The following is a 12431-nucleotide window of genomic DNA, read 5'->3' as shown; positions in this document are numbered from 1 at the left end:
ACTCAACCACTTGACTTAACCACTCGGGACCAAAAGCGTTCGCAAACTTAGCCGCTCGATCGGCGCGACATTTACGCCGGCTTGATTGGCGGGTGAAACCGCCGCAAGGCGAGAAAGCCGAGAAGCACGAATAAGATCAGCACCGCGCCTTGCGCTATGGCAAAGGGCGGCTCGGATTGGGTCGGTGCCAACGGCTTTAGAAACGCCAGTTTCTGAAAGCTTTGCACCACGCCGACGAAGGCATTGAGATAAAGCGCCATGACGGCCGCAACGACATAGACCGGACGCCAGATGCCGGCCAAACGCAAGGCGTAAAGCGACAGAACCGCGATCACCAGCAGCACAAGCGAGATGGTACCGACGACAAGCGCCGGATCGAACGTCTTGAACGGAAAGAGAAACCCCGTGACGCTGGTTGCAATCGTCGTGACAAGAAACAGAGCGGTCCAGGCTGGGGCGCGTTTGTTATCTATCATGGCAGCCAAAACGATGAGGCCCGATGCGATGCCGATCAGGCTTAAGACGACATGAAATGTGGTAAAGGCTGAAAGCGACATCCCCAAGATCATGACGGTCTCCACCCGGCTTTTTTATCGCTGTCGCGACGATCTTCGGCCAATCCGGTGTCAGGTCAAGCTGCCGGTGGCAGTCTTGTTTTGAGACGCGGCACGGCAAAATCGAGGAATGCGCGTAGTTTCAACGGCAGAAGGCCCTGCGCCGCGTAGACGAGACTGACCGGCCGCGGTTCGGGCTCGAAACCTTTGAGTACGACGACGAGTTCGCCGGCCGCGATCGCTTGCGCCGCCTGATAGGAGAGGACACGCGTCAGGCCGATACCTGCAATGGCCGCATCTATGGCCGCCTCGCCGGTATTGATGCTCAATCGGGGACGGGTTTGGATCGCGATTTCGGATTTGCCCGAACCGAACGTCCAGATGGATGACGCCAAACCTTCACGGGTCACGCAATCGTGACGCGTGAGGTCGGCCGGCGTTTTGGGCGTACCCCGCTCTGCGAGATAGGCGGGGCTCGCGCAGATGATATGCCGGATGAAGCCGATCCGCGTTGCGAGAAGGCCGCTGTCTGGAAGCGGAGCGATCCTGACGGCGAGATCGATATGATCTTCCAGAAGCTGAACCAGATGATCGGCCAGGACCAGCCTGACATTGATCTCGGGATAGGCACTGAGAAATTCCGAAACGACCGGCAAGACGTGGAGCCGCCCGAACACGATCGGCGCCGTTATGATGAGGTCGCCCTTCGGCGCGCTATATTCGCCGGTCGCAGCACGTTCGGCTTCGTCCACCTCCTCAAGAATGCGCTTGCAGGCCGCGACATAAGAGCGTCCCGCATCGGTAAGGCTGAGCTGCCGCGTCGTGCGCGTCAGCAGCTTCGTTTTGAGATGCGCCTCAAGGTCCGACACTTTCCGGCTGATGGTCGCGAGCGGCATGCCGAGGCGCCGGCCGGCTGCCGAGAGGCTGCCCGCCTCGACCGCCGCCACAAGGAGGGACATGGCCTCGAACCGATCCATCGATCCTTCCATAATTTGAGAGGATATATATCAAATATGCCACCTACTGCCTCTTAATGGAAGAACATAAATCCCCCGCGCAGGCCGATCCGGCCGCGATCCGAGGGAGAGCCAATGTCACGTATCGAAATCCCTGCCACCGTCGAGGCCGCCCCGGCCAAGTCCCAGGCGATGCTGGAGGCCGTGAAGAAAATGCTCGGCAGCGTGCCGAATCTATTTCGCCTTGTATCGGTGAGCCCCGCCGCGCTCGAAGGCTATCTCGGCCTCTTCGGCGCATTGAACAAAGGCGCCTTGCCCGCGCCGACGCGCGAGCGCATCGCGCTCGCAATCGCCGAGATCAATGGCTGCGACTATTGCCTGTCGGCCCACACCTATCTCGGCAAGAACCTCGCGAAGCTTGACGATGCCGAGATCACCGCCAATCGCAGCGGTTTTTCCAATGATCCGAAAGCCGATGCGGCCGTGCGTTTCGCGGTCAAGGTCGCGAAGGCACATGGTCACGTCAGCGACGAAGACGTCCAAGCCGTCAAGGGCGCGGGCTATGACGACGCGCAAGTGATCGAGATCGTGCAGCACGTCGCCCTGAACGTCTGGACCAATTATGTCAACGAGGTCGCCAAGACCGATATCGATTTCCCGGTCATCACCGCGCGTAAGGCCGCGTGAAGAACTCGGCCGCCGCCCGGAGGATCATCCGGGCTTGAACGATGTCGGACTCTAGAAGGAACAGGCTCATGGAAACAATTCGGACCTATCCAAGGCAAGTCTACCCGAGCGACGTCGCTTTCACGCCTACCGTCAAATCGGTGCAGACCCGAAAGGGCACGCGTCACGGTTACGAGGCCATGGAAACAATGCGAGGCTGGGAGACCAGCATTACGCCGGATCTCGCCGACTTCATCGCCGATCAGACGAGCGTTTTTCTCGCCACGGCAAATGATGAAGAGCAGCCCTATATTCAGCATCGCGGCGGGCCGCCCGGTTTCCTGCGCGTGCTCGACGACAAAACGATCGCCTTTGCCGATTTCGCCGGCAACGGGCAATATATCACGCAGGGCAATCTCTCAGACAATGCGAAGGCGTTTCTGTTTCTGATCGATTATGAACATCGCCGCCGCGTCAAAATCTGGGGCGAGGCGCGTGTCGTCGAAAACGATCCCGCGCTTATGTCAAAGCTCATGCCGCGCGGCTACAGAGCCCGCCCCGAGCAAGTGATCCTGTTCACGGTCGGTGCCTGGGACACGAATTGTCCGCAGCATATTCCGCAGCTTCTCGCGGCGACCGATGTTGCCGCGGCGCTTGCGGAACGTGACAAGCGCATCGAAGCGCTCGAAGCGGAGGTGAGGCAGTTGCGCGAAGCCGCCAAAGTTTCGGCCTGACGGGCGCCTCAGGATAGATGGACGAATTGCAGCAGGGCGCCGAAAACCACAATGGCGACGAGGCCGCCGAAAAAAATGATCCGCTGCGTCCGCGTCCGCAGAATAATTTCGCCCTGCCGCGCTTTTTCGGCCGAAACGGTCGGCTGCGTGGAATAGTTTCTGTCGGTCATGGCTCTCCTCCATTTTAGGAGGAAAACCCAGGTTCGGCGCGAATGTTCCGAACCTCTGCTTGTGCAAATGGTCGAAAGGCGAGCCGGGAGCTTCCGAGGGCCGCAAGGAAGCTCCCAGCTCTTTCTGAGGTTCGGTGGCGCCTCAGAAATCCACTCTGGCGCGCAGCATCCCCACTTGTTCGACATAGCTCTGCCGCACGATCGCATTGTAGCTTACCGAGAGAGAGTCGCCGATGCGGGGCAGAGACAGGCGCAAGGCCGCGCCGAGATCGGCCATGTCGCGGGTCGGCGTCGGTCCGGTGGTAAGGAAGCTGCCGTCGCCGCCGACAAATCCAGCCGAGATGCTCTGCGCCGTATTTTCGAATTCATGCTGCCAGACGGCGCGGGTCTCGAGCGCGGCGCCGAACGTCGCCGAAGCATAGAAAGGAAAGATCGCCTTGAGGCCAAGGCCCGAGCGGACGGAGTCCGTCGATTGCTTGGCGATCGTGAGGCCAGAGCCTGCAGCGCTCAATTCCGTGTAGGCGTCCTGATCGACATGCGCATAAGTGACCGCGGCGACGGGAACGAAAATGCCGAGCGAGGTGACCACCGGATAGCCGGCATCGAGCCGTCCCGAATAGATCATACCGCCATAGGAGGCTGAGGCCACATCGGCGAAGCCGGGGAAATTGATGGTTCTCTTCGTGTTATATTCCAAGTTGCCCACACCGAAGGAACCGTTGACATAGCCCTGCGGCAGCACGAGCTGGCCGTAGACCAGCCCCTGATAGGTTTGCAGGGACTCGCGGTTGCCGAGCAATACACTATTGTTGATTTCACTGGTCGCATAGCCGAAGGCACCCCCAAGCCGGATGGTGTTTTGGAAAAGCCTGTCATAGCCGGCAATGAAGCCGCCCGTATCCGCCCTATATCCGGCGACAGCATCGACCGTGTGCTGCTGCGTGTTCGCGCCGAGGCCGTTCACCCATACGCCATTGTAAGGCTCGATGATCACCGGCGCGCGCGGCGGCGAATAATCGGCCGAACGGCCCTGCTGCGCCGCGAGCGCGCCGAAGAAGAGCGAATCGAGACGGCTGCCGATCTGCGATTGAAACGCATAGGTAATGTCGATCGGCACCTGGATCGTGGCACCGCTGACATCCGGACGCAATTGTTCGCCGGCGTTGCGGACATCATTCAGCGAGGTGAGGCTTTCGACCGCGCCGCCGAGCGCCTGCAAGGCCGGATTGCTGCCGGAAGAGCCCAAGAGATTGGCCAGCGTCGCGCCACCCGCTTTGGAAATGCCGGGCACGGCAGCGGGATTCATGACCGAGGCGTCGAGCAGCAGGGCGCCGGTCGATGTGTCTGCCCTCATGTTCACCAAGGCGCTCGTGTTCTGCACAGTGATCGGCCCGGCGGAATCGACGGAGGACGCGAGTTGATAGACGTCACCGTTGCGCGCTATGCCCGCGAAGGTCGGGACAATCGTCGTCGCGCCTTGCAAGGTGAGCGTGTTGGAGGCGTTGCCTCCGACAAAGGCCAGCGACCCGAGATTGGTCGAGGGCGCCGCGGTCGTGCCGCCCGCGCCGAAGATCGTCGTTCCCAAAGTGGCGCCGTCGACAAGCGAAACACCTTGCGTGACGGTGGTCGCGTTCGGGGTGACGGTCACCTGCGAGGTGGTCAGATCGAGGAAGCTGAAATTATTGACGCTGGCGAGATTGCTCACGCCACTCAAGACAAGCGAATTGGAGCCGGTACCGTTCAGCGCGATGATATTGCCGCTGAACCCGGTGTCCGTCAGCGTGATGGAATTCACCGAGGTTGGCTGATCATTGATTATAATGTCGCCGTTCAGCGTGCCTTCATTGGTCAAGGTAAAGGATTGCCCGCCGACGAAGGTTGCGAGCACATTATGCGTCCCCGCGCAGCCTGGATTCGTTGTGTCCTGGCCGGCCGTCGGACAGGCATTGCCGTTGAAATCGGTCCCTCCTTGGCTGAGGTAGGTTCCTGCGGCGCTGCCCGCGTTCGGCGTCGCAAAGGACGCCTGACTGGCGCGCTGGTCGACATTGAAATTGCCGTTGATCGTGGCGCCCTGCGCATTGTCGATGACATGAGTGCCCGAGCCGAGATAAAAATTGCCGTCGATCTCGCCGAAGTTTTGGATATTGGTGTCGCGCGGACCGGCATTGCTGCCGCTGATCGCGAGCGGGAAAGTCGCGCCGCTCGCGATGCCTGCCGCGTAGACCGTAGGCGTGATGTCGAGCGCGAGAATGTCGCCCTTGATGACGCCGGTTTTATTGTTCGTGATGGTCGTCGCGGACGTATCCTGGATCGTGACGCTTCCATCGCTGTTCAAGAGAACGACGGTGCTGTCCGGGTTCGTGTTGGGCGCGGTTACGTAATCGGTGCCAGCCCAGGTGGCGATGGCCCAATGGCCGGTTCCGATCGTGTCGCTCGGCGTCCAGGACGTATTGGCGATCGTTCCCGAATTGGTGATCGTCGTATCGGCACGGCCGTAATAGACCGTGGCGTAATTGCCCGTTGCGAGCAGCTGGCCCGAGGCTGCGTTATTGATCACGAATTCGCTGGTATTATCATCGCTGTAGAGCGCCGCCATGTCGTTTAGCGTGGCGCCGCTGTATTTCGCTGCATAGGTCGCAGGCGAACCGCTCGACGTCACCGACAAATTGGAGGTGTTGAAGGTCCCGAAGAAATTCTGTGTGACGGAAATAGTGCCCGTATTGTTGACGGTAAAGGTATTGACTTGACTGTCGGCTACGATCGTTTCCAACCGGCTCGATGAGATCTGCGAGGTCGTAAGGCCGATCGATCCCGCGTTGTTGAGCACGACATTATTGACCGCTGGATTTTCCGTATTCGAAAAATTCGCTGCGACCATGCCGCGGTCGGCGAGCGAAGCGCTGGAATTCGTCGTGATGTTGAAGACAGTCGTATTGTCGAAATTGAGCGTGACCGTCGGCGGGTTCGGATCGTAGCCCGGGTTATTCGGGTTGCTGGCGGCGGGAAAAGCCGGGTTTACCGGCGTATAACTATTGCTGCCATTAACCGGCTGAAACGCTGCGGCCGGATCATAGACTGTAATAGGCGTCGTCAGCGTTCCGCTGCAATTCAGAGTCAGCAGATCGGCTGAAGATGTGCAAGCCGCCATGGCGTCGTCCGCAAGCACCGCGCACCAGACTGGCACGCTCAGCATCAAAGACAAACGCAACGGCAAAGATGGAGAGATTCCCCGATAAACTGAAAAACGCATTGCAAGCCCCCCGGCCACTCTTTTTCTTAGGATTTGATAATATATATTTGCGAAATAGCCGCACAAGGTAAGTACTTCATCTAGTCATTAGAATATATCTTACTTATACTTGGAAAAATTCCTGGTTTCTTTCCTTGTCGCCTCTCGATTCATGCTGACGAGAAGTTGAGGGTCGAAGGTGGGCTATTACCGTTTCGCGGATGACTGTGATCTTAAAGACACAAACTCCCCCGCCATTTCATGTCGCCTTCGCCCCCCGTTTTCGTTTGATCGCCTGTCTGGAACGCTTCAGACTTGGCTGGCGTTATCGGGAGCCGGAATGGAGTTTGAGCGTGGCGCCGCGTGCGATTTGGAAGGGCTATCTGAAGGTCGGCGAGCTCGTCTGCCCCGTGGCACTTCACACCGCGGTCTCGGCTTCCGAGCGCGTTTCCCTACACATGCTGAATCGCGAGACCGGCCATCGGCTCCAGCGGCAATTCGTCGATCGCGATACCGGCAAGGAGGTCGAGCGCGACGAACAGGTAAAGGGCTATGAGGTCGGCCCGGAGGATTACGTCACCCTCGAACCCGACGAGATCGCCGCCGCCATTCCCGAAAGCGACAAGACGCTTGCCGTCGATTCCTTTATCCCTTGCGATCAGGTCGACGATCTTTATTTCGACCGGCCCTATTATCTGAGCCCGTCCGGCGCGGGCGCCGACAAAGCCTATGCGGTCCTGCGCGAGGGCTTGCGCAAGAAGAAAGTCGTGGCTCTTGCGAGCGCCATTCTCTTCCGCCGCGTCCGCACCGTGCTCATCCGTGCTCATGATCAGGGCCTTGTCGCGACCACGCTGAATTTCGATTATGAAGTGCGATCGGCGGCGGAGGCCTTCGACACCGTTCCTGCGATCAAGATCAAGAAAGACATGCTCGATCTCGCGCGCCATATTATCGAAACCAAGAAGGGCACATTCGATCCCTCAACCTTCGACGACAAATACGAGGTCGCTTTGGTTGAGCTCGTGCATGCCAAAATGGAAGGCCGCGAGATCAAGGCACCGAAGGCACCGCCGCGCGGCAAAGTAATCGACCTCATGGAAGCTTTGCGCCAAAGCGCCGGAGCGAAAGCCAAGACCAGCACGAAGACGGCGGCAAAGAAAAAGACGGCGCAACGCAAGACCGCCACGCGGAAAGCGGCGCAGCGCAAGGCAAGCTGACACATGGCGCTCGAAACCTATCGCAAGAAGCGCAATTTCGAGGTGACCAGCGAGCCGCGCGGCCACAAGGCGCGGGCTGCCGGTCATCACTATCTCATTCAAAAACACGCGGCGCGCAGGCTTCACTATGATCTGCGCCTTGAAATGGATGGCGTGTTGAAGAGCTGGGCCGTCACGCGCGGCCCAAGCCTCGTGCCGGGCGAAAAGCGGCTCGCCGTGCATGTCGAAGATCATCCGCTAGACTATGGCAGCTTCGAAGGCACGATCCCGAAAGGCGAATATGGCGGCGGCACGGTGCTGCTCTGGGACAAGGGAAGCTGGACGCCGATCGGCGACGAACATAAAGCCTATCAGAAGGGCCATCTCGAATTCGAACTCCACGGCGAAAAACTGCATGGCCGTTGGCATCTCGTGCGCATGCATGGCAAGCCGGGCGAGAAGCACGAGAACTGGCTCTTGATCAAAGGCGAGGATGCCGAGGCGCGGACCGAGAAGGACCCGGATATTCTGGAAGAGCATCCGGAATCGGTGAAGACCGGCCGCGATCTCGCCGACATTTCGACAGAAGCGCCCGGCTGGTCGTCGAAGACTGGCAAGATCGCGAAGCCGCGTGCCCGCAAGCCGGCGCAGGCGAAAGCCGCCGCGGCTGCTCCCGCGAAGCGAACGCGTAAAGCGGCTGAGCCCATGGAGGGTGCAAGGCCCGCCCCCCTGCCCGAATTCGTCGAGCCTGCGCTCGCGACGCTCGTCGGCAAGGCGCCGGCCGGCAAACGCTATGTGCATGAGATCAAATTCGACGGCTATCGTCTTCAGGTGCGGATCGACAAAGGCAAGGTGAAACTTCTGACCCGCAGCGGGCTCGATTGGACCACGCGTTTTGGCAAAAAGCTGCTCGACGCTTTCAAGGCATTGCCTGTCTCCACTGCCTTGATCGACGGCGAGCTTGTCGTCGAAAACGACTCCGGCGCTTCGAGCTTTTCCTTGCTGCAGGCCGATCTCGCCGACAAGAAATCCGATCGCTTCATCTTCTATGCCTTCGATCTTCTCTATCTCGATGGGCAGGATCTGCGCGCCGCGCCGCTCATCGCGCGCAAAGAGGCTCTGCAAACAATCATCGCCAGCGGCTCTGACCCTTTGCGCTTCAGCGAGAATTTCGAAGCCGAAGGCGAGACGATTCTGCGCCACGCCTGCCGGCTCAGTCTCGAAGGCCTCGTCTCGAAATTACGCGATGCGCCCTATCATTCCGGCCGCTCGAAGGATTGGCTGAAATCCAAATGCACGGCGCGGCAGGAATTCGTCATCGGCGGCTATGTGGTCTCGACCACTTCGTCAAAGGCCATCGGCTCGCTGGTCCTCGGGCTTTTCGAGGACGGCAAACTGCGGCATGTCGGGCGTGTCGGCACGGGTTTTTCGGCGCGCGTCGCGGCCGATCTCTTTAAAAAACTCGCCGCTTTGAAGCAGGATAAAAGCCCCTTTGCCGGAAAGCTTTCCGCGGATGCGGTGCGTGGCGTGCAATTCGTTAAGCCCACTTTGGTCGCCGAAATCGAATTCCGTGCCTGGACGGGCGACGGCAATCTACGTCACGCTTCGTTCCGAGGCCTGCGCGAGGATAAGCCCGCCACCGAAGTGGTGAAAGAAGATGCGGCGCAGGCAACGCCGCCGCCGCGCCGGAACAGCAGCGTGGTACTGACCCATCCTGACCGGCTCTATTGGCCCGAGGAGGGCATCACCAAGGAAGGGCTCGCGAACTATTATTCCGAAGTCTGGCCGCGCATCGCACCCTTTATCGCAGCGCGACCGCTTTCTTTGCTGCGCTGTCCGGATGGCGTCGGCAAGGCCTGTTTCTTTCAAAAGCACGCGTGGCGCGGCATCAACAAATCGATCAAGCTGATGCAGGACCCGATGGACGCCAAGGCCGAACCCTTTCTCGTCATCGACGATCTCGACGGATTGATCGCGCTCGTGCAAGCCGGCGTGCTCGAAATTCATCCTTGGGGCGCGCCGCTGGCCGCGCTCGAGACGCCCGACACGATGATCTTCGATCTCGATCCGGCCGAAGGTGTCTCTTGGGAAGACATCATCGCCGCCGCGCGCGAGATCAAGGATCGATTGGCAACGGTTGGCCTGCCCTCTTTCGTCAAAACTTCCGGCGGCAAGGGCCTGCATGTCTATGTCCCTTTAAAGCCAAAGGCGGGTTGGGACGAGATGAAAGGCTTCGCCAAAGCGCTGGCCGAATCAATGGCGAGAGACGATCCAGACAAATTCATCTCTGTTGCGACCAAGGCGAAGCGCAAGGGGCTGATCTTCGTCGATTATCTGCGCAATGGGCGGGGCTCGACCGCGGTCGCGCCTTATTCGACGCGCGCGCGTCCCGGTGCCGCGGTCTCCATGCCGCTTGCCTGGACCGAGCTCAGTGAGACGATCGGTCCGGCCTATTTCACCATTGAAAACGCGCCGGTGCGTCTTGCCAATCTGAAGAGCGATCCGTGGGGCGGATTTCGCGCGGCCGAAATGCCGCTGCCGGTGGCGCCGAAGGCCAAGGGAAAACGGGCGGCTTAAGCATCCTCCGTCCCGTGCTTACGCCCAACTGTCAAAACAGGTCGCCCTCGTCCTTCGAGACGCGGGCTGCGCCCGCTCCTCAGGATGAGGGCTAAAGGCCATATCTTCAATCCCCTCATCCTGAGGAGCTTGCATCCATTTTCGGTTTACCAAAATGGATGCAAGCGTCTCGAAGGACGAGGGATCGTATCCGGTTAATCCCACGTCCCGTAAACGCTGCTAATGCCGCTTCGCCTTTTCGGCCGCCATGCTTTTCTTCAAAGCATCCATGATGTTGATGATATTGCTCGCGGGCACCGGCTCCTTGGCCTTTTTCTTCGGCGCCGCTTTGCCTTTCTTTTTCGCCGCGATGATGGCTTGCAGATTTTCCTGCACCGGATCGCGGACCAATTCCGGGCTCCAATCTTGCGTACGTTTGTCGATCAGAGCCGTCACCAGCGACAGAAGTTCAGGCTCGACTTTTTCGGGCTTGATATCGGCGAAATAATTTTCGGGGTCACGGACCTCGTCGCCATAGCGCAAAGTCCATAGAACGATGCCCCGGTCGCGCGGCTGCAGCATCACCGCGCGCTCGCGCCGGTAGAGCACAAGGCGCGACAGACCAACCATGCCGGTCGCAGCCATCGCCTCGCGGATCACCGTGAAAGCCTCCTCGCCGACAGGATCGTCCGGCACGAGATAATGCGGCTTGTCGTACCAAAGCCAGGAGATCGAATCCTTCGGCACGAACATGTCGATATCGATGGTGCGGGTGCTTTCAAGCGCGACGGCGCGCAGCTCGTCATCTTCGAGCATCACGTAATGCTCGGCGTCTTGCTGGTAGCCCTTGACCTCGTCGTCGTCTTCGACCGGCTCGCCTGTCTCAGCGTCCACATAACGCGCCTCGATCCGATTGCCGGTCGCGCGGTTCAACGTGTGGAAGCGGATCTTCTCCGAGTCGGAAGTCGCAGGCATCATGGCGACCGGACAGGTGACCAGCGACAGCTTCAGATAGCCTTTCCAGAAGCTGCGCTGCGCCACCTGCTCGTCTCCTGTTCAGGATGCAATTTCTCAGGAATGATATCAGTGCGCGTGATGTTCGGCATTACGCTTGCGCGTCGCAGCCGCCTTTTTCGCGGCGGCGGAGCGCGCGGCTGCCGGACGGGCCGCCGCGGCCTTGCCGCCAATCGCACCGCCGCGATGGGCTGCCGGATGGCTGGTCGACTTGCCCCGGCCTGAGCCGCCCTCTTTCTTGCCGCCGCCATCGTCCTTGTTGACGGTCGCCCAGGCACGCCGCTCGGCTTCCTTCTCGGACAGGCCGTGCTTCTCATAGCCCTCGGCGATATGGTCGGCCTTGCGTTCCTGCTTGCCGGTATATTTGGACTTGTCCCCGCGTGGCATGGCATCCTCCATCTTACCTTTGCCGCCTCAACGACAAGCGCGGCACGCCGGTTCCTTGGAGGATTGATTTGTGAGCGGTATCCGCGCCGGACTCGCCAGCGCGGATTTTTGCAGCAGCCCTAGTGGGCGTAATAATGGCCCCAGTGCGCCTGCGCCCGAGCCGAGCACTCGATGCCGCAGGGCGTGCCATTAACGTCGCGCGTGAAATCGGAGAGGGAATCATAGGTTCCATCCGGCTCCTGATAGGAGCTGCCCAGAAAGCGAATGTCCGGCGCGGCATAGCCATAAAACTGCGATGGCCCGACCGCTTCCGGGACAGGCGCACCGCGCGCCGCAGACGGTTCGACCGCCGCGGCAAGGAAACCGCCCGCGATCGCGAGCAGAGCAAGTGTTTTTCGAACGTTCATTGGAAACACTCCTTTTGGATTTTTTTCGGCACATGCTGCTGGAGCATGTTCGCTTTCAAAACCCGCATGGAGCGCAACTGGTTTCGTATATCTCGTCTTTGTGAAAGTATATGAAATGCGCTTTATTGTTCTTGAGCTTAATTGCGTTGCCAAGAACCACGATAATCACTGCATCAATATTTCATTTGTACAGTCGATTATTTCAATCGTCATATTCGAACGATAAATCTCGTTACTCCGGCGAGACTGCCACCCAGGAACCTTCGCCTGCGGCAACGGTTAAGGACCAACGGGAGAAATGCCATGACACATGTCCACTATCACATCGTCCAACATGCCGAAGGCTGGGCCTATAAACTCGGCGATGTCTTCTCGGAAACCTTCCCATCGCATGAGGCGGCGTTGAACGCCGCGCGCGCCGTGGCGGCCCGCCAGGAGATCGGTGGCACGACGCAAGTCATCACCTATGAAGACAAAGACGGTGTGTGGCACGAGGAAATTGCCTCGGGCGGAGACCGGCCGGAAGCCGACGTGATCGATACGCCTTAAGGACGGCCTGCCC

Annotated in this window: 12 protein-coding genes; 5 read left to right on the top strand and 7 right to left on the bottom strand. The window is 59.5% G+C overall.

What is annotated here, in order from left to right:
- Positions 1-71: 71 nt before the first annotated feature.
- Positions 72-569, bottom strand: a complete 498-nt coding sequence (locus A3OQ_RS0106910) for a hypothetical protein (protein WP_026595584.1) — start codon at positions 567-569, stop codon at positions 72-74.
- Positions 570-631: 62 nt separating this feature from the next.
- Positions 632-1531, bottom strand: a complete 900-nt coding sequence (locus A3OQ_RS0106905; RefSeq protein ID WP_040580710.1) for a LysR family transcriptional regulator — start codon at positions 1529-1531, stop codon at positions 632-634.
- 114 nt (positions 1532-1645) lie between these two features.
- On the opposite strand from A3OQ_RS0106905, the gene A3OQ_RS0106900 reads away from it, so the two are divergent.
- Positions 1646-2197, top strand: coding sequence for a carboxymuconolactone decarboxylase family protein (locus A3OQ_RS0106900; protein ID WP_020174639.1), 552 nt, complete (start codon positions 1646-1648; stop codon positions 2195-2197).
- A 68-nt stretch (positions 2198-2265) separates the two neighbouring features.
- Positions 2266-2910 (top strand): pyridoxamine 5'-phosphate oxidase family protein, encoded by a 645-nt coding sequence (locus A3OQ_RS0106895; RefSeq protein ID WP_020174638.1) that lies wholly within the window; start codon positions 2266-2268, stop codon positions 2908-2910.
- Positions 2911-2918: 8 nt separating this feature from the next.
- On the opposite strand, the gene A3OQ_RS0106890 is transcribed toward A3OQ_RS0106895, so the two are convergent.
- Complete coding sequence (locus tag A3OQ_RS0106890) at positions 2919-3080, bottom strand: hypothetical protein (RefSeq protein WP_020174637.1); 162 nt, start codon at positions 3078-3080, stop codon at positions 2919-2921.
- 142 nt (positions 3081-3222) lie between these two features.
- Positions 3223-6228, bottom strand: a complete 3006-nt coding sequence (locus A3OQ_RS0106885; protein WP_244427104.1) for an autotransporter outer membrane beta-barrel domain-containing protein — start codon at positions 6226-6228, stop codon at positions 3223-3225.
- A 434-nt stretch (positions 6229-6662) separates the two neighbouring features.
- Between A3OQ_RS0106885 and ku (A3OQ_RS0106880) the strand changes: the two genes are divergently transcribed.
- Positions 6663-7526, top strand: coding sequence for a non-homologous end joining protein Ku (ku, locus tag A3OQ_RS0106880; RefSeq protein ID WP_026595582.1), 864 nt, complete (start codon positions 6663-6665; stop codon positions 7524-7526).
- A gap of 3 nt (positions 7527-7529) precedes the next feature.
- Complete coding sequence (gene ligD / locus A3OQ_RS0106875) at positions 7530-10082, top strand: DNA ligase D (protein ID WP_020174634.1); 2553 nt, start codon at positions 7530-7532, stop codon at positions 10080-10082.
- 219 nt (positions 10083-10301) lie between these two features.
- Here the strand turns inward: ligD and ku (A3OQ_RS0106870) are convergent, their stop codons facing one another.
- The 3 genes from ku (A3OQ_RS0106870) to A3OQ_RS0106860 form a co-directional block, all read right to left on the bottom strand.
- Complete coding sequence (gene ku / locus A3OQ_RS0106870) at positions 10302-11102, bottom strand: non-homologous end joining protein Ku (RefSeq protein WP_020174633.1); 801 nt, start codon at positions 11100-11102, stop codon at positions 10302-10304.
- A gap of 42 nt (positions 11103-11144) precedes the next feature.
- Positions 11145-11462, bottom strand: coding sequence for a hypothetical protein (locus A3OQ_RS0106865; RefSeq protein ID WP_026595581.1), 318 nt, complete (start codon positions 11460-11462; stop codon positions 11145-11147).
- A gap of 119 nt (positions 11463-11581) precedes the next feature.
- Complete coding sequence (locus A3OQ_RS0106860) at positions 11582-11869, bottom strand: hypothetical protein (protein ID WP_020174631.1); 288 nt, start codon at positions 11867-11869, stop codon at positions 11582-11584.
- Between the two features lie 303 nt (positions 11870-12172).
- Between A3OQ_RS0106860 and A3OQ_RS0106855 the strand changes: the two genes are divergently transcribed.
- Positions 12173-12418 (top strand): DUF2188 domain-containing protein, encoded by a 246-nt coding sequence (locus A3OQ_RS0106855; protein WP_020174630.1) that lies wholly within the window; start codon positions 12173-12175, stop codon positions 12416-12418.
- The last annotated feature ends 13 nt before the right edge of the window (positions 12419-12431 follow it).

The sequence above is a fragment of the Methyloferula stellata AR4 genome (assembly GCF_000385335.1).
Lineage (GTDB): Bacteria > Pseudomonadota > Alphaproteobacteria > Rhizobiales > Beijerinckiaceae > Methyloferula > Methyloferula stellata.
The sequence above is the reverse complement of the archived record's forward strand: the minus strand, read 5'-3'. Positions and strand labels throughout refer to the sequence as shown.